Raw genomic sequence first — 20,775 nt, forward strand, 5'->3', positions numbered from 1 at the left:
TTTGACCAAAAAAAGGGTATAATAAAAGCATCAGGCCGCCACCTGATGCTTTCTTCCAAAAAACAATTGTTTACTAGTTAAGTACTTTTACTTTGACTGATTTTACGCCCCAATTTTGCGCTTGGGATTTGCTTGGTACATGCACATCAATTTTGTTACCTTTAATTGCGCCGCCAGTATCTGCTGCGATGGCTGCACCGTAGCCTTCAACATAAACCTTACTTCCTAATGGAATGACATTAGGATCTACTGCAATGACTTTTGCGTTTGGGTTTTTGTTTAAGTTTACCCCTGTTGCAGTGATACCTGAAATGCCACCATCATTTGCTGTATAAGCCGTAGCCGTAACAGTCATTTCTTTTTGTACACTCTGACTAGCAGAAGATGATTCTGCTTTAGCTGTTTCCTTTTTAGGAGCAGCTTTTTTCGTTGTTTGCTCTTTTTGGACAGGTTCCTGTTTTTGAACAGGTTCTGAGCTTACCGGAGCCGAGCTTTGGCCAGCAACACTTAGTGTTGAACCAACCATAATTATATCTGAGTTTAAGTTATTCCAAGACTTAATATCGCTAATTGACACATTGAATTTTTGAGCGATTTTCCAGAGGCTGTCCCCCTTCTGGACTTTATACTGCTCCTGAGTTTTCTCTTTTGAAGAGATTGTCAATTTATCACCTACATAGATCATATCAGTAGATAAATTGTTCCAACCCTTTAGGTCTTTTAGAGACACATCATTTTTTTGAGAGATTCCCCAAAGTGTATCACCTTTCTTCACAGTGATTTCCTTTGCAGAAGCTTGCTGCGCTCCAAATGCTGTTGTTGAGATTGCTGCAACAGCAACCAAGGACATAATAGTCTTCTTCATAAAGTAAATCCTCCCTTGTTAGCTTTTTATGGCGGCTAACGAGTGCTATCGTAACATATGTAAATGTCATTTCAATAACAAAACGATATGTTTTAGATTACAGTTCCTTTACATGAAACATCTCTCTCCATTGGTAAATCAGACCACAAAACGGCTTGATTCCCCGCCATATCAAGGTTTTAAAAGGATCGAAAACGACCTGATGAAAACGTGTCCAAGTGCAGCGAAAAAAAATTTATTTTTCTTCTTTAAACACTTTATTTTTTCTCTTTTTCTATAAATAAACGAATTTCTTCTAAAAAAACATCTCCGTATTTCTCTCTTTTTTGAGCGCCAATCCCCTTAATTTGGAGTAATTCTTCATCTGTTTGAGGCTCTACAGCTGACATTTCCTTCAATGTTTGATCAGAAAAAACAACAAACGGCGGGACACCTTGCTCTCTGGCTAGCTTCATTCTCAGCGATCTCAATCGCTCAAATAATGCATCATTTTCTTGAATGGCCTCTGCTTTGATCGCCTGCTTTTTATACACTGTCTCTTGTCCAACTAACACTTTCTTCCCTTTATGGGTCACCTTAAGTGTTGGGTAAGCACCTTCAGACATGTGCAAATACTCTTCTGTAATTAAAAATTCAATGAAGTCACTGATTTGCTGAGCCGAATGTTGTTTCATTAAAGCATATGTAGGGAGACGGTCGAAACCTAGCTCAAGCACTTTTTTGTTTTTAGAGCCTGCCAGTACTTGGGCTATCATCATTTTACCGAATCGCTCATTCATCCTCACTGTACAAGATAACACCATCTGTGCTTCTCTTGTGACCTCTTCACGCTCTCTCTCATCAAGGCAGTTGCTGCATTTTCCGCAAGGCGAACTAGCTGTTTGATCAAAATAGTCCATGACAAATTGCTGCAGACATTGCTCGGTATGACAGTAATCCACCATTTGCCTTAATTTAAGCAGCTCATGTTGGTAGCGCGTCTCATCTTCTATTGACTGTTCAATGAGAAAACGCTGCACTCTTACACCTTGAGGTGAAAACAGTAAAATACATTCACTTTCAAGCCCATCTCTGCCGGCACGCCCAGCTTCTTGATAGTAGCTTTCAATATCCCTTGGAATTTGATGATGGATCACAAAACGTACATTCGACTTATTGATTCCCATGCCAAATGCTGATGTAGCGACCATAACCTGGATGTCATCATTTAAAAACAGGTTTTGCTGCTCTTCTCTCGTATGGTCATCCAATCCGCCATGATAAACGCCAGCTTTGATCTTTTGTTTTTTTAGTCGATTATAAATGTTATCCGCTTCTTTACGAGTTGCTGTATAAATAATGCCAGACTCAAGACTGTTTTTCTTCATATATTGTGTGATAAAACGGTCACTATTTTCCCCTTTGATCACTTGAAAGGACAAATTTTCTCTAGCAAACCCAGTAAAGATGGTTTCTTCTCCGTTCATGCCAAGCTGTTCACATATATCTTGGTGAACCTTTTTCGTCGCTGTAGCTGTTAATGCGACAATCACCGGTCTTTTTGACAGCTTGTTCAAGCATTCTTGAATGAAGCGATAACTTGGCCTAAAATCATGCCCCCACTCAGATATACAGTGCGCTTCATCAATCGCGATTAAAGGGATCGTTAACCGATCCAGCAGCTGAAAAAAACGTTCATTTTGTAAGCGTTCAGGTGTGATATAAAGCAGCTCATATTCCCCATTTTCGCATTTTTTCAGCCTTTCATTCATTTCAGCTGCGGAAAGTGTGCTGTTTAAAAAGGAAGAACGTATTCCCATCTCATTTAACGCATCGACCTGATCCTTCATTAAAGAAATAAGCGGAGATACAACGATCGTTGTACCTTCCATCATGAGGGCAGGGATCTGATAGCAAACTGACTTCCCACCGCCTGTCGGCATAATGCAGACAGTATCCTTTTGTTTATTTACAATCGCTTCAATGGCTTGTTTCTGTCCTTTTCTAAAGACATCAAAGCCATAGTATTGTTTCAGGAGTGCTTCTGCTTGTTCTAACATCCAATTCCCTCTCCGTCATTAGTTTTGTCCATTTTAACATATATTCTTGCCTCTACAGGCGATCTGTCCAATTTCGCATTTTCACAAAATAAAAAGCCATTTTCCGAAATGGAAAATGGCTTGAATCATCCTAGGAAAAGCTGCGGATGCCGTAATCTAAGTAAGAAAGTTTTAAACCACCACTCCTCAAAGTGGGTGTTTGCAGAAACGTTCCTGTCTTCCTCTCTAAGGAGGCATGACATTCCGGCTTCAATATAAAACTCCCTATTACAGCTTAAAGGTTAAAACTTAATTAACATTACGCGCATCGCAGCCTTTAAACTATATTACACGAAAGTTTATTAAATTTCAAGAGATCTTTTTTCTAAGAAATACTTATATATACAAGATATTTGTCCTTGCACACATAAGAAAACATTATTCTGAAAAAATGTAACTTCAACTTATTATCCTATTTTTCTTCGTCTATGTCAACATCCTGCTCTTCCTCTAATCGTTCATACGTATCTGAATGCATCTGATCCATTGTTTCCCTATTTGTTAAATCACGCATTTGATCAGAGAAATTACGGTCAAACTCGTTTGGGTCTTGAGTCGTTTCTTCGTTTTTCTTCGCATCGATTGAATAACGTGTATAGGGGACTGCTTTTAAACGTTCATATGGAATGTCTTTCCCTGTTTTCTCACATATCCCATATGTTCCGTCTTCCATTCGTTTCAGTGCTGCATCAATTTCGTCTTCAAGCTCGCCATCAACTTGATCCAGCGTTTGTTCTGTCATGCGGTCTAAATAGATGCTCCCATGATCAGCGATATGGTTCCCAACACCATTTGAAATCTCGCTGGATTCACTTAGCATAGATTCTTCTTTCTTTTTTGATCCTTTTACATCTCCCTTTAATTGATTCAATCTTTCGTATAAATCAGCTTTTTGTTCTTTCGTTAAGCCCACGGTCAATCACTCCTTTCTCATTACCTTCCCGCTGCAAGGGAATTGAAAACATCAAAAAAGCCGCCGCCTTTTTGGCAGCAGCTTTCTTCTCTTACATGGTGCGAAGTGCTTCTTCTACTGGTTTATCCCCTTTAATCAAGTCAAAGGATTTATTTTTCACATTGGATTCCGTTAAGCTTTCCACAAGTACAGCGGCTACGTCCTCTCTTGAAATCTCAATGTTTTGATCATCTGGAATATGCTCCGCAGCTTCAATCTTTCCTGTCTTTTCCTCATGCAGCAAGGCACCTGGGCGGACGATGGTATAGGAAAGCCCAGACTGTTTTAAGTGTTCATCTGCTTTTCTTTTCGCCTCATAATAAATTTCCATACTTCCTTGCCCTTTTCCCTGGTTTGGATCATCGGCATTATAGGAACTCAGCATAACAAAATGCTGAATGTTTTCTTTTTTCGCTGTGTCGACAAGGCGTTTTGCACCTTCTTGATCCACTGCAATCGTCTTATCTGCACCTGTTTTTGAGCCTGAACCAGCTGCAAAGATGACAGCATCTGCTTGTTTCACAGCATCTGTCACATCCTTTTCAAGATCACCGATGACAGGCGCTGCACCAAGTTCCTTTAGCGCATCCGCTTGTTTTTCATCTCGAATGAGAGCAAGCGGCTCATGTCCTTTTTCTTTTAAATAACGAATGACGAGCCTGCCTGTATGTCCATTTGCTCCAGCAACTAATACTTTCATTGTTCATTCTCCTTTCTGTATCTGTTTCATCTTTATCCTTTTTTGCTATCATTCAAACACCTAAACAAAAAAAGCCCTTCCCAGAAAATATGGGTAAGGGCTCAGGCAATGTGCGATCTATTAAAATAAGTAGAATGAGAAAAGTGCATGATCTATGTAATCGCAAGGTTGATCAGCAAAGATGTTTTGTCAAAATGGCTTGCACATCACTCAAATCCGTCTCTTTCGAAAAATCGAGTTCAAATACTTTTGAGCTTGTGACAAGCAGCATACCTGTGTCCTGATCAAACACGCCAGCTTCTTGAATGGCAAAACTTTCAATTGATCGATACGGCAAGGAGACCCTGACTTTCTTCTTAGAAAATACGCGGTTATCGCCAAAGATCAGTCGTTTATTGGTGAAACAAATTTGGTCGTGACGCAGTCTGTAAACAGCCTCAATTCTTTCCCCTTCAATTAGTAAGGATTCGAATTTCTTATCATTTTGTTTACTGACAGAAAAAATACCCACGTAAACCCCCTCTTCCTCCATCAAATTCCTTTATGAAAAAACGGACGCACGCTCTGTGGGTACGTTTTATTCTCACTTATAGAATACGCTATAAATGGTCGTTATTCCATTACGAATAGATTAAATTTCATTTAACTTTTTCTTTTTGATTCGATGCTCTTTCCTCTACTTATTTAGACAGTTAAAGCAGGAAAAAAGTTTCAGTTCTTTTTGAGAAAAATTGCTGAATGTTACCAATAAAAAAACAGTGATTTTTTCAAATCACTGTCAGCGTGTAGACAAACCCTCGCATTCTTTGTCAGTCCTGCGCGCCGGTGCTCACGAATGTCAAATTCGCTCCGCTCCGGTACTCGTCCTTCCTAGACCGCAAAGGTTTTCATGTCACGCTGAAAAAGAAGACAAAGTGCTAAAATAAAGATCATTTTAGCACTTTGTCAACAATCTGGACTATTCGTCTGTTGGTGTATCAATGGTTCCCTCGGCATATACATCGGAAATCTGCTCAAGCGTAATCGCCATATCAGCATCTTCGTGATCATGCCAAGCATTTTGATTATTCTGCTCGTCTGTTTGCTTCTTTTTCATCATCATCACCCTTTACTGTTTTTCTTAGTATGAGTGATGATCACTAAAATCATTCAGCAGAAATGTCTTCGAAATACTCTTTATAATACCCGCCTACTTTACCTGTATTATCAACGACAAACAGGAATTCTTCTGTCTCATTTTTCACTTCATATGTGCTTCCAACCGTTAGTGCTCGATCGACCATATATTTTTTCGCATTCGTATGTATACATTTTACTTGCTTTAACGTTTGAGCCGTTTGCCAGTTTTGATGGATCATAATTTAAAAACTCCTTTTTTCATCTATACATTTATTGTAGCCAATTTTTCGTGAAATGCAATGAGTGTTATGGATTGCTTTCAAACATGTCGTGTAATATGATAAATGTATACGTTTACATATGTGTGCGTATACTGGTTCATTTGCTTCAGGTCCGCTTTTCCACCTAGAACTCGCAGAACAATCCATATCTTTAAGGAGGTTTGTTTATTTATGAGCTCTACAACACTTCAAATTAGTTCAAAACTCGAATCTTTTCTCCAAGGGACGAAAAAACTCTACATTAACGGTCAGTTTGTCACAAGTCACGATAACAAAACCTTTTCGACTCCTAACCCGGCCACAGGTGAAACCCTTATTGATGTATATGAAGCAGGTGCAAAAGACATTGATGAGGCAGTAAAAGCTGCAAAAAAAGCTTTTCATGGTCCTTGGCGCTCCATATCTGCCGCTGAACGCGCCCGCTTCATGTTCAAGCTTGCCGATCTAATGGAAGAAAACCAAGAAGAACTCGCACAGCTTGAAACATTAGATAACGGAAAACCAATTAATGAAACAACAAATGCAGATATCCCTCTCGCCATTGAGCATATGCGCTATTATGCGGGCTGGACGACCAAAATAAGCGGACAAACCATTCCTGTCAGTCAAGGGTACTTTAATTATACCCGTCATGAGCCTGTTGGCGTTGTAGGACAAATCATTCCTTGGAACTTCCCGCTGCTCATGGCCATGTGGAAAATGGGTGCTGCACTTGCAACTGGCTGCACCATCGTTTTAAAACCAGCAGAACAAACACCCCTCTCTGCTCTTTATTTAGCTGAATTAGTGGATAAAGCCGGCTTCCCAGAAGGTGTGATTAACATCGTTCCTGGATTTGGTGAAACAGCTGGGAACGCATTAACCGATCACCCTGATGTAAACAAGCTTGCCTTCACGGGGTCAACAAGTGTTGGGAAACTCATTATGGAGAAAGCAGCCAAATCCATTAAGAGGGTCACATTAGAACTTGGCGGAAAATCACCAAATATTATATTGCCAGATGCCGATTTAAAGAAAGCCATTCCAGGTGCTTTAAATGGGGTCATGTTTAACCAAGGCCAGGTGTGCTGTGCAGGTTCTAGGGTCTTTGTTCACCGGAGCCAATATGATGAGGTTGTCGATCAAATGGCTAAATATGCGACATCCCTCAAGCAAGGCGCTGGTCTTCATCAAGATACGCAAATCGGACCTCTTGTAAGTAAAGAACAGCACGAGCGCGTGTTAGGCTATATCGAAAAGGGTAAATCAGAAGGTGCAACAGCCGTTGTCGGTGGCGATTGCCCTTATGAGGCTGGCTATTTTGTCTCCCCTACTGTTTTTAAAGATGTAGAAGATGACATGACCATCGCAAAAGAAGAAATCTTCGGTCCTGTCTTATCTGCGATTCCTTACGATTCCATTGATGAAGTGGTCGAAAGAGCCAACCAGTCTGATTATGGATTAGCCGCAGGACTTTGGACAGAAAACTTAAAGCATGCCCATGACATTGCTGCACGTCTTGAAGCAGGCACGATTTGGGTCAACTGCTATAATGTCTTTGATGCTGCATCCCCATTTGGAGGATACAAGCAATCAGGTCTTGGCAGAGAAATGGGATCATACGCCCTTAACAACTATACAGAGGTCAAAAGTGTGTGGATTAATCTCCAAGACTAATGACGCCTATAAAGCCGGTGACCATGTCATCGGCTTTTTTGTGATTGCATGTGACAGGCAGGCTCCTGAATATAGTAATAAAGGAAAGGAGCATGGCCGAATATGCAAGATTTCAAAACGAAAGTAAACGAATTTATTGATGAATTGCACATGCAAATGCAGCGCAGACAACGAGAAGATGGCGCTTTTGTCTTCTGCTTTGAAGGCCCAATGATGACAAATGCTTTTTTGATTATGCTGTTAAAGGCTGTTGGCGATTCGGATCAGACGCTTGTTCATCAATTGGCAGAAGCGATTCGCGAAAAGCAAAATGAGGATGGGTCTTTTTCTTTGTATCATGATCAATCGGGACATGTAACAGCGACTGTGCAAGGCTATTGTGGAATGCTTGTTTCAGGCAGGTTTCAACAAGATGAGCCGCATATGGAAAAAGCAGCACACTTTATTCGATCAAAAGGCGGATTAAAAGACGTTCATTTTATGACAAAGTGGATGCTTGCCGTCAATGGCATGCACCCTTGGCCATACTTCTATGCGCCACTTTCATTTTTACTCATCCCTACATACTTTCCGCTGCACTTCTATCATCTTAGTGCATATGCAAGAATTCATTTTGTCCCAATGATGATTGCACTCAACAAACGATATACCTCTCATGAACAGTTTCCAAGCTTAGCACATCTTGATGCGAACATGTCTAAAAATCCTTTTGACTGGTTTATGGCAAGAGAAGAACGTTCCACTCACCACTTTCTAGCGTACATGCGGTCGTATACAGCACTCGACAGCCGCCTCGACTTTTTCGGGTATGAGGCAGCGAAGCGGTATATGTTTGACCGCCTTGAAAAAGACGGCACGCTGTACAGCTATTTAAGTGCCAGTATTTTTATGGTCTATGCACTCATGAGTCTTGGATACTCTCCAGGACATCATCTCATTTTAAAAGCAGTTAAAGGGATGAAAAAGATAGTCACTGACTGTGGGGGCAGGAAATATGCTGAGAATTCTACATCCACAGTTTGGGATACAGCGCTTGTCAGTTATGCTTCTCAGCGAGCAGGCAGAACACAAGAAGATCCAGTTATCGAAAAGTCTTTTACGTACTTATTGAACCGGCAGCAAATGAAGAAAGCAGATTGGGCGATTCATAACCGGCATGCGGCTCCGGGAGGCTTTGGTTTTTCAGATTTGAACACAAATAACCCTGATTGTGATGATACGCAAATTGTGTTAAAAGCCATTCCTCACACCTACGCACCGGTTCAGTGGAAACGAGGGTTTGATTGGCTTCTTTCCATGCAAAACCGTGATGGCGGCTTTTCTGCTTTTGAAAAAAATCAAGATCACTTCTTGCTTCGTCATCTTCCGCTCGAATCTGCTGAGGATGCGGCCATTGACCCATCTACTCCTGATATTACAGGTCGTGTGCTTCATCTCATCGGTCTTGAAGAGAACAACATGTCACCACTCATGCAAAGGCAAAAAGATCATTGCGTAAAATGGCTTCTTGATCATCAAGAGAACAACGGATCATGGTTTGGCAGATGGGGTGTTTGCTATATTTATGGAACCTGGGCTGCATTAACAGGACTAAAGGCTGCTGGCATCCCCTCATCGCATCCTGCTGTTCAAAAAGCGTGTCGATTTTTAAAAACAATTCAATTGGAAGATGGCAGCTTCGGAGAATCGTGTAAAAGTGCAGAGGTAAAAAGATATGTCCCGCTCCCATTTGGAACAGTGGTTCAAACGGCTTGGGCTGCTGAGGCACTTTTACAATATGAGAAGCCGGATCACACAACAATTTTAAAAGCCATCTCATTTTTGATTCATCATCAGCACTCGAGTGAAGCCTTGCACTATCCAGTAGGCATTGGTCTTCCAAAGCAATTTTACATCACCTATCATAGCTATCCATTTGTCTTTCCAATGATGGCTTGTTCCACATTTTTAGAAGAAATGAGGCGTAAAAATGAATAAGGAAGAATATCGCATGCAGCTTAAAGATTGGCTTAGCTCCATTCAAGGTGCAGTTCAAGATGACAACATCCGTCAGAAAACAGAACATTTATCGTTCATCATGAATGATGAATATTCCAGTGAAGAAGAGTGGTACGAATTGGCTGAAAGTATTGCAGAGGATATGAAACCACTAGAAGCAATGCGAGATGTAGCAGCTGGCGACCATAAATTACCTCCGCTCCCTTACCGGTATGATGCACTAGAACCGTTTATTTCAAAAGAGATTATGTATTTGCATCACCAGAAGCATCATCAATCATATGTTGATGGTCTGAACCAAGCTGAGCTTGCCTTAAAAAGAGCGAGAAGAACCAATGATTTTAAAATGATCAAGCATTGGGAACGGGAGCTTGCCTTCAATGGTGCGGGACACTATTTACATTGCATTTTTTGGTTTTCTATGAGTCCTTCAGGAAAACGAAAGCCCACTGGTCAAATGCTTCGTCTTATTGAACACTCGTTTGAAAGCTATGATGCATTCAAATCCCAATTTTCAGCTGCAGCCAAACAAGTAGAAGGTGTTGGCTGGGTCATTCTTGTATGGGCACCAAGATCTCAACGATTAGAGATTTTACAAGCCGAACGCCATCAATTTCTATCACAATGGGATGTGATCCCTCTTCTAGCTCTTGACGTTTGGGAACATGCCTACTATCTGCAATATCTGAATGAAAAAGCACAATATGTAGACCGTTGGTGGAATGTCGTTGACTGGCGTGAGCCAGAAGCACGACTAAAGCAAGCTCAGCAAGTGAAATGGACCCCTTTTTAAGACGATACTCCATATAGGCAAATGCTTATATGGGGGTTTTTAATTCAATTTAGTTTACATAATTTTATTATGATCTCCTTTATAAAGAATGGGTTGTTTTTTCAGAAAATTCGTTTAAAATAAAAAAGATATGTAAGGAAAGAGAGTTGAAACAATAAATGAAGATTCTTTTAACTATTAGTCACTTTGCAGGAAGGACCTTTGCGATTTGGGTCATTGTCTTTGCACTTCTTGGATTTGCCTTTCCTGCCGAATTCTCTAAGATTGGACCGTATATTCCTTTTTTACTCGGTATTATTATGTTTGGAATGGGGCTTACCTTGTCCACTGAAGATTTTAAAGAATTGTTTCGAAAACCGCTTTATGTTCTGATCGGGGTGCTGACGCAGTACACACTCATGCCGCTTCTTGCCTTTTTGTTAGCTTACGGACTGCGGCTTCCGTCTGAAATCGCAGTAGGAGTTGTTCTCGTAGGCTGCTGCCCAGGCGGTACAGCATCGAACGTCATGACCTTTTTGGCGAAAGGAAATACAGCTTTATCTGTAGCTGTAACCACCATATCAACATTGCTTGCGCCGTTTTTAACCCCTGTTTTCATTTTAATTTTTGCAAGATCTTGGTTACCTGTATCACCAGAGGCTCTGTTTTTATCCATTGTACAAGTTGTATTAATCCCTATTATTTTAGGTATTCTTGTGAAATTGTTTTTTAAAAAACAAGTATCGTATGCGGTTCAAGCACTGCCGCTTGTATCTGTTGCCGGAATTGTGGTGATCATTGCTGCGGTTGTCAGTGCAAATAAAGAGCAGATTCTTCAATCTGGACTGCTGATATTGGCCGTTGTTATATTACATAATGGACTTGGTCTTTTATTTGGTTACCTTATTGCAAAATGGTGCAAAATGGATATCCCTTCTCGAAGAGCCATCTCGATTGAAGTTGGCATGCAAAACTCTGGACTCGGTGCAGCTCTAGCGACAGCACACTTCTCGCCACTTGCAGCCGTACCAAGTGCCATTTTTAGTGTGTGGCATAATTTATCTGGTTCCTGGCTTGCAACATATTGGTCAAAAAAAGGAAATCCTGAAAATGAAAAAGAAAAAAAGCTAGCACCTTAACGGGTGCTAGCTTTTCAAATTGAAGATTATCCTTCAAGCAATAGCTGCTCCGGATCTTCAAGCAAGTTTTTAATCGTGACAAGGAATCCAACTGCTTCTTTACCATCAACAATCCGGTGGTCGTAAGAAAGAGCTAAATACATCATCGGACGGTTCTCAAAACGTTCTTCATCAATTGCCACAGGACGAAGCTGAATTTTATGCATCCCTAAAATTCCAACTTGAGGACTGTTTAAAATTGGTGTTGAAAGCAGTGAACCGAATGTTCCACCGTTTGTGATCGTGAATGATCCACCTTGTAACTCATTCAGAGACAATTTGTTATCTCGTGCTTTTTTCGCAAGATGACCAATTTCCTTTTCAATCCCTGCAAACGACAATCTGTCTGCATCACGGACAACCGGTACGACAAGTCCTTCGTTTGCAGCAACAGCGATGCCGATGTCATAGAATTTCTTCAAGACAAGCTCATCACCTTGAATTTCTGCGTTAAGCAGCGGATATTTCTTCAGTGCTGCTACAACTGCTTTTGTGAAGAAGGACATGAAGCCAAGCTTTACATCATTTTGTTCAAGGAACGCATCTTTACGGCGCTTTCTTAAGTCCATCACGGCCGTCATATCCACTTCATTAAATGTCGTCAGCATCGCAGCCGTTTGCTGAACCTCAACTAAACGTTTTGCAATCGTTTGTCTGCGGCGTGACATTCTCTCACGTTCAACTGGCTTTCCTGGTTGCTCATTTTGCACCGCAGCATTTGCTTTTGGCGCGGCTTTCGGTGCACTTGCAGGTGCTTCATTCTTTTGATAAGAAGCGACATCCTGCTTTCGTACCCTGCCCAGCGGATCTACGGTTGGAATCTCAGATAAGTCTAGTCCCTTCTCTCTCGCCAGTTTTCTAGCTGCAGGAGAAGCGATGGTTCTGCCATTACCAGATTTCGGCTCTTCTTTCACTGCTTCTTCTTTTTGGGCAGCTGCCGGTTCTTCTTTCGAAGCTGGTGCAGACTCTTGCTCAGGTGCTGGAGCTGCGGACTCGCTTCCGCCAGCTTCACCTGCTGCAATTGTTCCGATGACTTCTCCAACTTGTACAGTGTCACCAGAATCTTTCAGCACTTCTTTCAGTACACCAGATTCTTCGGCTGTCAGTTCGACATTGACTTTATCTGTTTCAAGTTCTAACAGGTACTCTCCCTGCTCCACATAATCGCCCGGCTGCTTTAGCCATTGAGCAATCGTTCCTTCCGAGATCGATTCCGCTAATTCAGGTACTTTAATTTCCGCCATTTTTCATTTCCCCCTTAGTTTTTGCGAGTCAAGCTATCAGATACAATTCGTTCTTGTTCTTTTTTATGCACAGTTGGGTCACCCTCAGCCGTACTTGAACGTCTTCTTCGGCCGATGTAACGTACTTTTACTTTTTCAGGCGCAATCTCACGTAAATATGGCTCAATGTATCCCCAAGCCCCCATATTTTGTGGCTCTTCTTGCACCCATACGATTTCTTCTAAGTTTGTTAGTTTCGATAAAATCGCTTTAATATCTTTGGCTGGGAATGGATATAGTTGTTCCACTCTCGCAATGTGAAGCCAATTTTTCGTCTCTTCCATTTGAGTAAAACGATCACTAATATCGATTGATACCTTCCCGCTAGATAGCACGAGGCGCGATACTTTTTCGTGATCATGCACAAGGCCTGGCTGTTCAAGAACTGGACGGAACTGTCCATCCGTTAATTCCTGGACTTCAGACAATGTGTTCGGATTACGAAGCAGACTCTTCGGTGTCATGATGACAAGCGGACGAATCTCTTCACGAAGCAGCATTTTCGCCTGTCTTCTAAGGATATGGAAGTATTGCGCTGCACTCGTCAGGTTCGCCACTGTCCAGTTATTCTCAGCAGCTGATTGCAGGAAACGCTCTGTTCTACCACTTGAATGTTCAGGTCCTTGTCCTTCATATCCATGCGGCAAGAGCATCACTAGACCTGATTTTTGCCCCCATTTTGCGCGGCCAGCTGAAATAAATTGATCGAAATACACTTGAGCCGCATTTGCGAAGTCTCCAAATTGAGCCTCCCAAATGACTAACGTTTCAGGAGAATAGACATTATAACCATATTCAAATCCGATCACTGAGCCCTCTGACAGTGGACTATTATGAACAGTAAATGATGCGTTTGCATCACTCAGCTCATGAAGAGCAATAAATTCATCTCCAGTTTGACTGTCGTGAAGAACAAGGTTTCTTTGAGCAAAAGTACCGCGCTCTGAATCCTGTCCGGTCATTCGAATTGGCGTACCGTCTTTTAATATAGATGCAAATGCAAGTGCTTCCCCAAGCGACCATTCTACTTTACGGTCATCTGTAAACACTTTTGCACGTTTTTCAAGGATCCGCTTGAGCTTACCAAATACTTGGAAATCCTCAGGCCAGCTGATCAATTCTTCATTCAGCTTTCGTAATACATCAAATTCTACTGATGTATCCACTGCTGGGAAGCCATTTGATACTGGTTCTGGCAGTTCAATTTCTTGAATCGTATGCTCTTTCTTTGAAGGCACCTTTTGATAGGCTTCTTCTATTTTCGCCGCTACAGCCTGCTCGATTTCTTCACGCTGCTCTTTCGTTAGAAGACCTTCTGTAACAAGTTTATCTGCAAAGATATTCTTGACCGTTTTGTGCTTTCTGACTGCATCGTACAGCATCGGCTGAGTCGTAGAAGGCTCATCCATTTCGTTATGACCGAATCTGCGATAACCGATCAAGTCAATTAAGAAATCCTTCTTAAAGCGTTTGCGGTATTCTACAGCTAGCTGAACAGCCGCTAAACATGCTTCTGGATCATCTGCATTGACGTGAACAATTGGAATCTCAAACCCTTTTGCAAGGTCACTTGCATATTTCGTTGAGCGAGATTCATTGCTTTCTGTTGTAAATCCGATCATATTGTTTGCAATGATATGGATTGTTCCGCCCACCTGATAGCCTACAAGTTGACTTAAATTTAATGTTTCTGCCACAATTCCTTCTCCAGGAAATGCCGCATCACCATGAATTAAGATGGCTAATGCCTTTTCAACGTCTAGAGCTGGATAACCTTTTTGAGTACGTGTTTCCTGAGCGGCACGTGTGCTTCCTTCAATAATTGGATCAATGAATTCCAAGTGACTTGGGTTATTAGCAAGCGTGACTCTCGCACTCTTTGTATCTTCGTCTTTAATTTGGCGATCTGCTCCAAGATGGTACTTTACATCACCTGTCCACCCGTAGCTGATGCCGATAGAGCCTTCTGATGGAACAAGCTCTTTATTTGGCGCATGCTGGAATTCTGAGAAAATAATCTCGTATGGTTTTCCTAACACATGTGCTAATACATTTAAACGGCCTCTGTGTGCCATTCCAATGTTAATATTTGAAGTCCCTTGTGTAACAGACTCTGAAATAATTTCATCAAGTACTGGGACAAGTGCGTCTAATCCTTCTATTGAGAAGCGCTTTTGCCCAACAAATGTTTTATGAAGAAACTGTTCGAACTGCTCAACTTCTGTTAATCTCTTGAAAACAGAAACTAGTTTATCCGCTGGTTTTTTCTTAAATAGTTCACCAGACTCAATCGATTTTGAGAGCCAGTTTCGTTCTTCGAAATCATGCACGTGATCAAACTCAAATGAAATGGTACGCTTATACGTATTTCTCAAATGGTTAATGGCTTCTATGCCGTTTGAAATGTGTTTTGGTGCGTCAGGACTAATAATAGATATTGGAATATTCTTGACGTCTTCTTCTGTTAAACCGTACTCCTTTAAAGGAAACAGCTCTTGTAATTCCTTTTCTTTGCGAAGAGGATTGACGGAAGCATTTAAATGGCCATACGTTCTGATGTCTTCTGCCAGTTTAACGACTGATGCTATCTTTTGGATTTGTTCAGAAGTAACTACGCTATTTTCTTTTTTCCCAATTTCCTCCTTCATTTCACTCGGTGGTGCACCAAGTTCAACAAATATGCCTCTTAGATCTTCATCAACACTAGTAGGATCCTGGACATACTGATCGTAGAGCTCGAGCACATAGCCGAGGTTCGGACCATGAAATTCTTCCCAACTCAACGGTTGTTTCACATCATTTTGAAACATTTTGAACACTACCCCCAACTTTGATCATCAAGTGATTGAACACTATCTCGATATAACTTCCAGAACACAATGACCAAATTTATGTAATAAAACGCTTCCAATAATATTCTACCACTGTTTCGGATTACTTTCTACATTCTTTGTTCAATTAAAGATAAAAAATTCACAGAAAAACAAAAAATTTAAATCATTCCGAAAAATATTTTGAAGAAAGGGGCAAAACCTTATGCCCCAATGCTTTTATGCAGTAATTTCTTCAGTAATGGATATAAGACATCCGGCAATGTATCGACATCTGGTACAAAAATGCTGAACTTGCCATACATATCTTGAATGGTTTTTATCTGTGCTTCTTCTATCGGCGAATTGGATAAAAACACATTGATCACCTCAATACCCTTTTTCCTCGCCTCAAGAACTGCTTCATGTGTATCGACGATCCCATTTTGTTCGTAGCTGAAGGCAGCTGGCTCTCCGTCTGAAAAGACAATGAGAAACTTTTGCTCTTCTCTTCGTTTTAAAATCATTTTTGTCATTTGGCGAATCGCATAGCCATCCCGGTTATCCTCTTCTGGTTCAAGGGACATAATGGAAGGACCTGCATCAAATAAAGAATCTTTGAACGACACGACCGTGTTGAAATAGTTCGGCTGACTTGTTTCGGTTGCGTCGTTTGTATCTTCCCAAAACCCCACAATTTGATGTGGGACTTGAACGGATTTTAACGCTTCATGAAATAGAACAATTCCTTTTTTCGTCTCGTCCATCTTGTCAAACATGCTGGCAGAACAGTCTACTAATAAAGTGAAAACAGCATCAATCTCCGAAGAAGGTGCCTGTTTTTTATAGAAAAGACGCGGGTTAGACTCTGTAAAATACCGAATCAGCTTTTTACTGAGGCGTCCTGCATGAAGGTCCGTTTTTGGCCATGATTTTTTGTGTTCGAGCGTTTTTTGAATCATCTGTTTTAAGCGTTTCTGATAAGGCTCAATCTCCTTAGCGTGCTGCTTGTATACATCGATTTGTTCTGGCGCGGGAGGATCAGGTGAAATCATGACTGGAAACGCATATTTGTTCTCTTTTCCATTCTCATGAGCATCCGCCCCGCTTTCTTCTCCTTCAGCCTCTTCCAGCGCCTCAAGCTTTGAATAATCTTTTCGGTATGTTTGCTTGGCAGAGCCTTGGACAGTGCCGAGTGCTTGATCTCCGTCATCGCCTTCTCTTGCTGCATCCTTCCCGAGATCACTTTTACCGCCGTGCTCTAAATCAAATTGAAGGAAGCTTTTTGACGGCGCTTCTGTTTCTCGATGCCACACTTCCATATACTCCTGGTGGATATCTTCATCGCCCTCTTTTTCCCGGTCGACTTTGATGTCCTCACTTAATTTAGGTTTTCTTTTCAAGTCATGAAACAGCGGTTCTTTTGCCGCTTTTTCATAGTCCAATTCTGGGAAGAAAAAGTACGTATTCAGCATATCCTTATCAAGAAGCTCATCAAAGCCTTCCATTAATTCTTTGACAATGACTGCGATATCTGCTGTTGAACCCGCCTCATATACACGCTCAAGACTTGATTCAATAAACGGAATCATTGGGTTGATCCGCTCGTGAAGAGGCGGAATCTCTTCCAGCGGCGAATCAGCTGTCAGCTTCACATACATTGCACAATAGAGTGCATCCGTTAAAACGCTTCGCTCTTGGTTAATTGTTAATTGCGTCTTAAAGTGTCGCCGGTACAGCTCTCTTCTTCGTTTAAATACCTTTTTTGTTCCTGGGCGATCGCGTTTAATTCGCTCTTCAATCCGGATATCTTCAAACAGCATAAACAATTGTTTACATAGATCAGGAATGGAAATTGTATGGGCATAGCGAATAATTTCCTGAAAGACAGTCAGATCACTATAAACGGTTCCTACTGCTCGGAGGAACACATCACTTTTTAGCCCGGCTGTCATGTCTTCTTGCTTACGGTCATCCCAAAAATGGCTGATGAAAATTTTCTTTTCAAAAGGCTCATAGTAAGAATGCACTCCGTATTCAAGCTCGACATCATCACTTTTTGCTAACGTTTTAGCTAAATCCGTTAATTCCATAAATAAAAATGAATCGATTCTGCTGTCATTAAATTTGATGAATTTCAAAAGTCAGAACCTCACTCGAATAATGTTTGGGCAATATTTCTTACCGCTGCTTTTTCTCGGTCATCTTCTAGCTTTTCAACAATCCCTCGTTCAACTGCACGAAGCGGCGGGATAAATTGCGCAAGATCACATGTGTCTAGGAGTGCGCGAATAGATGCCGCTTCTTCACTTACCTGCCCGTTGTGCGCCTGTGTAATGAGGTCTGATGAGAGCTGCACGAATTGATCGATTAACCGTTCATCCTTTAATACAGATTGAGATTGCAGTACATCCTTTAGGATACCGCCGCCAATATATGGAACGTCAATCACAACAAAACGGTTTTTTAACGCTTCATTTAGAGGCACTGTGCCGACATAGCCTTCATTGATTGCCGCAATCACGCCAAAGCCTTCATCTGCTCGAACGACCTCGCCTGTAAATGGGTTTGTCATCATTTTTCTGTAGTCGAGTACACCGTTTAAAATAGGCAGTGTTTCCGGCTTCGCCATGTTGATTTCATCAATATATAAGAGATGGCCTTTTTTCATCGCTTTCGTTACGGGTCCTTCAATAAATTCAATAGAAGCAACTTGACCATCATTGTGAATGGTTTTATAGCCAATCAAACTTTCTGCATCAAGATCAACCGAGCAGTTCACACTATGCATCGGCTGCTGAAAGAAAGCAGATAAAGTTTCTGCTAGTTTTGTTTTACCTGAGCCAGTCGGCCCTTTTAAAAGAACGTTTTTGCCGAGTGCTAGTGCAATCATCGCATCTTGTATGATAGACGTATCCTGTGATTCATAGCCGCCTGTTCCAATAAGCGGACGGAATTCTTCTTCTAGTCCTTTTGCTTTTGCTTCAATCATTGCTTGAATTTCTTCTGGGAGTGATTGTTCGTTAAACATATATGATTAATTCCTCTCTTCGATCATTTTCCTCACCAAGTATACTAAAAAAACCTTTATGCACTCAATACATAAAGGCTAGACATCTGTTATTTTACCATTTCTTTTGTAATCGCTCCGCAAGCGATGCGTTCCCCTGAGTTTCCAGAAGGGTTGCTTAAGTAATCATCTGCTTCTGCATGAATGATAAAGCTCCGTCCATATTGATCGATTAATTGGTTTGGACCTCCCTTTAACGTCACATCTGGTACATTCACGACAACATCAATTTGTCCATCTGCCCCAACTTCTAAATTAGGCATATCTCCAGCGTGGTGGCCTTTTGGGTTATCAAATCCATGCTCCCGGTGTGTCGGATTAAAGTGAGCCCCTGCCGTTTCAAAATCTGGCGCTTCACATATTCCTGTTTCGTGAATATGGAAGCCATGAGGACCAGGCGGCAGATCTTTCGCTTTCACATGTAAATCCAGCCCATTTTCTGAGGAATCTCTTACTTCGATGCTGCCTATTTTTTGCCCGTTTTCATTGATGAGTGTCGTGGTAACTGGTGCTTGTTTAGGTGCTGCAACCTCGCTGATTTCTTCTGTCGTTTCTTTTTTCGGCGGTGCATGACATGCTGTTGCGACAAAGACCAGACACATCATGATCATCCACACTGACTTTTTCATATGACTGCCCCCTTTTGTTATCAGTATGGACAACCTGATCAATAGGCAAACAAAAAAAGCCGAAAATCGGCTTTTTTTAGAAGAAACGTTTTGCACCTAAATAGGCTTTTTTCCAATATGGGTTGCTTAAGTTCGATATCCCTACTCCGCTGTCACTTGCATGAAGGAAATCTCCTCCGCCAAGGTATAGTCCCATATGAGATGGACCCGCTTTGTATGTTGTGAAATAAACAAAATCGCCAACCTGAGGTGTGCTCACAGGTTTCATCATACTCCAGTAGCCTGCTGTGCTTAATCTGGATACAGACGAAACTTTATTAATGAGGTAATAAACAAAGCCGCTGCAGTCAAAACCAGATGGTGTATTGCCGCCCCATCTGTAAGGAATGCCTGTCAGCTTTTTCCCTTCTTGGATCATCGTCGTGATTTTTGCATTCATCGGCACATCATTTTTGTTATTATTGACCGGAGTTGTCGAACCGTTAGACGTAGAACCATTCGACCCAGTTGAGCCTGAAGCTGCACCATTAATTTTTAGAACTTGTCCAATTCTAAGCACATCGCTTTTTAAGCTGTTTGCTGTGCGGATGGATTGAACCTGCACTTTAAATTGATTCGCAATTTTCCATAAGGAATCGCCTGATTTTACAGTATAAGATGTCGCTTTCCCGCTTGAAGGCGGGTTGCTTGGTTTAGCAGGTGCTTTCGGCTGACTTGGTTTTGATGCAGCCGTCCCTTTTACTTTCAATACTTGATTCGGATAAATCATATCAGATTTTATCCCATTCAATGTTTTGATTTCACCAATCGACATATTGAGCGAATTCGCAATTTTCCAGAGAGAATCCCCTAATTTAACCTTGTATGTACTTGATGAGGATGAACTATTTGAGTTCGTTGTCTTATTGTTTGAGCTGGAATTTGAAGAGGAGTTTGATGACTGGCCCCCGCTTGTCTTCGTACTTCCAGATACCTTTAGTTTTTGTCCAGGACGAATTAAGTCACTGTTTAAGCTGTTTAGACTTTTTAAGCCTGCGACTGACATTTTATGATTTTTTGCAATGAGCCATAAAGAATCTCCAAGCTTTACAGTGTAGCTTGATGTTGTTGAAGCATTTGATTTCGTTGCTTTTGATCCAGTTGACGAGCTGGATTTTTTGCTTTTTGCGCCAGGAATTTTCAAGCTTTGTCCTGCAAAAATCATCGTCGTTTTTAGTTGATTAAGAGATTGAAGTTCCGAAATACTTGTATTGTACTGTTCGGCAATCTTCCAAAGTGAGTCACCGCTTTTCACTTTGATCGTCTGTGCTTCTGCCGGTGCAGCAAACACAGCTGAGCCAGCGATCGCTGAAACTGTGAGGCCGGTTACTACTTTTTTCTTCAT

Annotated in this window: 17 protein-coding genes and 1 other RNA gene; 4 read left to right on the forward strand and 14 right to left on the reverse strand. The window is 41.4% G+C overall.

Annotated features, from left to right (window positions below):
• Window positions 1–73 precede the first annotated feature (73 nt).
• The 8 genes from C6348_RS05085 to C6348_RS05120 form a co-directional block, all read right to left on the reverse strand.
• Window positions 74–865 carry a LysM peptidoglycan-binding and 3D domain-containing protein gene (locus C6348_RS05085; protein WP_106042171.1) on the reverse strand — a complete coding sequence of 264 codons (792 nt, stop codon included), beginning with the start codon at window positions 863–865 and terminating at the stop codon, window positions 74–76.
• Window positions 866–1,122: 257 nt separating this feature from the next.
• Window positions 1,123–2,904, reverse strand: a complete 1,782-nt coding sequence (gene recQ / locus C6348_RS05090) for a DNA helicase RecQ (RefSeq protein WP_106031093.1) — start codon at window positions 2,902–2,904, stop codon at window positions 1,123–1,125.
• A gap of 133 nt (window positions 2,905–3,037) precedes the next feature.
• Window positions 3,038–3,223: non-coding RNA, 6S RNA (gene ssrS / locus C6348_RS05095), on the reverse strand.
• A 132-nt stretch (window positions 3,224–3,355) separates the two neighbouring features.
• Window positions 3,356–3,856: a TraR/DksA family transcriptional regulator gene (locus tag C6348_RS05100; protein WP_034660918.1), complete on the reverse strand. Its 501-nt coding sequence runs from the start codon at window positions 3,854–3,856 to the stop codon at window positions 3,356–3,358.
• A gap of 91 nt (window positions 3,857–3,947) precedes the next feature.
• Window positions 3,948–4,595: an SDR family oxidoreductase gene (locus tag C6348_RS05105; RefSeq protein WP_034660919.1), complete on the reverse strand. Its 648-nt coding sequence runs from the start codon at window positions 4,593–4,595 to the stop codon at window positions 3,948–3,950.
• A 172-nt stretch (window positions 4,596–4,767) separates the two neighbouring features.
• The gene (locus C6348_RS05110) at window positions 4,768–5,106 is read right to left on the reverse strand and encodes a PH domain-containing protein (protein ID WP_024422682.1); all 339 of its coding nucleotides are present in this window, start codon (window positions 5,104–5,106) and stop codon (window positions 4,768–4,770) included.
• Window positions 5,107–5,553: 447 nt separating this feature from the next.
• Window positions 5,554–5,691 (reverse strand): DUF4025 domain-containing protein, encoded by a 138-nt coding sequence (locus C6348_RS05115; protein ID WP_223251515.1) that lies wholly within the window; start codon window positions 5,689–5,691, stop codon window positions 5,554–5,556.
• 49 nt (window positions 5,692–5,740) lie between these two features.
• Entirely contained in the window at window positions 5,741–5,953 is a 213-nt protein-coding gene (locus C6348_RS05120) for a DUF6501 family protein (protein WP_012010250.1), read from the reverse strand.
• A gap of 213 nt (window positions 5,954–6,166) precedes the next feature.
• Between C6348_RS05120 and C6348_RS05125 the strand changes: the two genes are divergently transcribed.
• The 4 genes from C6348_RS05125 (at window position 6,167) to C6348_RS05140 (ending at window position 11,560) form a co-directional block, all read left to right on the forward strand.
• The gene (locus C6348_RS05125) at window positions 6,167–7,651 is read left to right on the forward strand and encodes an aldehyde dehydrogenase family protein (RefSeq protein WP_106042175.1); all 1,485 of its coding nucleotides are present in this window, start codon (window positions 6,167–6,169) and stop codon (window positions 7,649–7,651) included.
• 102 nt (window positions 7,652–7,753) lie between these two features.
• Window positions 7,754–9,628 carry a terpene cyclase/mutase family protein gene (locus C6348_RS05130; protein ID WP_106042177.1) on the forward strand — a complete coding sequence of 625 codons (1,875 nt, stop codon included), beginning with the start codon at window positions 7,754–7,756 and terminating at the stop codon, window positions 9,626–9,628.
• Window positions 9,621–10,442 (forward strand): superoxide dismutase, encoded by an 822-nt coding sequence (locus C6348_RS05135; protein ID WP_106042179.1) that lies wholly within the window; start codon window positions 9,621–9,623, stop codon window positions 10,440–10,442. The genes C6348_RS05130 and C6348_RS05135 overlap by 8 nt, the downstream gene beginning before the upstream one ends.
• A gap of 158 nt (window positions 10,443–10,600) precedes the next feature.
• Window positions 10,601–11,560: a bile acid:sodium symporter family protein gene (locus C6348_RS05140; protein WP_106042181.1), complete on the forward strand. Its 960-nt coding sequence runs from the start codon at window positions 10,601–10,603 to the stop codon at window positions 11,558–11,560.
• Between the two features lie 26 nt (window positions 11,561–11,586).
• Here C6348_RS05140 and odhB read toward each other — a convergent pair whose 3' ends face one another.
• From odhB to C6348_RS05170, 6 genes are all read right to left on the reverse strand, one after another.
• The gene (odhB, locus tag C6348_RS05145) at window positions 11,587–12,843 is read right to left on the reverse strand and encodes a 2-oxoglutarate dehydrogenase complex dihydrolipoyllysine-residue succinyltransferase (RefSeq protein ID WP_034660924.1); all 1,257 of its coding nucleotides are present in this window, start codon (window positions 12,841–12,843) and stop codon (window positions 11,587–11,589) included.
• A 14-nt stretch (window positions 12,844–12,857) separates the two neighbouring features.
• Window positions 12,858–15,692 (reverse strand): 2-oxoglutarate dehydrogenase E1 component, encoded by a 2,835-nt coding sequence (sucA, locus tag C6348_RS05150; RefSeq protein ID WP_106042183.1) that lies wholly within the window; start codon window positions 15,690–15,692, stop codon window positions 12,858–12,860.
• Between the two features lie 224 nt (window positions 15,693–15,916).
• A complete protein-coding gene (locus tag C6348_RS05155) occupies window positions 15,917–17,833 on the reverse strand; it encodes a vWA domain-containing protein (RefSeq protein ID WP_106042185.1) in 1,917 nt (638 codons plus the stop codon).
• A gap of 11 nt (window positions 17,834–17,844) precedes the next feature.
• Window positions 17,845–18,723, reverse strand: a complete 879-nt coding sequence (locus tag C6348_RS05160; RefSeq protein ID WP_106039176.1) for an AAA family ATPase — start codon at window positions 18,721–18,723, stop codon at window positions 17,845–17,847.
• An 89-nt stretch (window positions 18,724–18,812) separates the two neighbouring features.
• Window positions 18,813–19,391, reverse strand: coding sequence for a superoxide dismutase family protein (locus C6348_RS05165; RefSeq protein WP_106042187.1), 579 nt, complete (start codon window positions 19,389–19,391; stop codon window positions 18,813–18,815).
• Between the two features lie 76 nt (window positions 19,392–19,467).
• Window positions 19,468–20,775, reverse strand: coding sequence for a C40 family peptidase (locus tag C6348_RS05170; RefSeq protein ID WP_142394258.1), 1,308 nt, complete (start codon window positions 20,773–20,775; stop codon window positions 19,468–19,470).

The organism is Bacillus sp. YBWC18, from assembly GCF_002998775.1.
Classification (GTDB): Bacteria; Bacillota; Bacilli; order Bacillales; family Bacillaceae; genus Bacillus.

Bases quoted from the DNA above. Each gene is read 5' to 3' on its own strand.
- C6348_RS05085 (WP_106042171.1), bottom strand. From the start codon at position 865: ATGAAGAAGACTATTATGTCCTTGGTTGCTGTTGCAGCAATCTCAACA.
- recQ (WP_106031093.1), bottom strand. From the start codon at position 2,904: ATGTTAGAACAAGCAGAAGCACTCCTGAAACAATACTATGGCTTTGAT.
- C6348_RS05105 (WP_034660919.1), bottom strand. From the start codon at position 4,595: ATGAAAGTATTAGTTGCTGGAGCAAATGGACATACAGGCAGGCTCGTC.
- C6348_RS05115 (WP_223251515.1), bottom strand. From the start codon at position 5,691: ATGAAAAAGAAGCAAACAGACGAGCAGAATAATCAAAATGCTTGGCAT.
- C6348_RS05120 (WP_012010250.1), bottom strand. From the start codon at position 5,953: ATGATCCATCAAAACTGGCAAACGGCTCAAACGTTAAAGCAAGTAAAA.
- C6348_RS05125 (WP_106042175.1), top strand. From the start codon at position 6,167: ATGAGCTCTACAACACTTCAAATTAGTTCAAAACTCGAATCTTTTCTC.
- C6348_RS05130 (WP_106042177.1), top strand. From the start codon at position 7,754: ATGCAAGATTTCAAAACGAAAGTAAACGAATTTATTGATGAATTGCAC.
- C6348_RS05135 (WP_106042179.1), top strand. From the start codon at position 9,621: ATGAATAAGGAAGAATATCGCATGCAGCTTAAAGATTGGCTTAGCTCC.
- C6348_RS05140 (WP_106042181.1), top strand. From the start codon at position 10,601: ATGAAGATTCTTTTAACTATTAGTCACTTTGCAGGAAGGACCTTTGCG.
- odhB (WP_034660924.1), bottom strand. From the start codon at position 12,843: ATGGCGGAAATTAAAGTACCTGAATTAGCGGAATCGATCTCGGAAGGA.
- sucA (WP_106042183.1), bottom strand. From the start codon at position 15,692: ATGTTTCAAAATGATGTGAAACAACCGTTGAGTTGGGAAGAATTTCAT.
- C6348_RS05160 (WP_106039176.1), bottom strand. From the start codon at position 18,723: ATGTTTAACGAACAATCACTCCCAGAAGAAATTCAAGCAATGATTGAA.
- C6348_RS05165 (WP_106042187.1), bottom strand. From the start codon at position 19,391: ATGAAAAAGTCAGTGTGGATGATCATGATGTGTCTGGTCTTTGTCGCA.
- C6348_RS05170 (WP_142394258.1), bottom strand. From the start codon at position 20,775: ATGAAGAAAAAAGTAGTAACCGGCCTCACAGTTTCAGCGATCGCTGGC.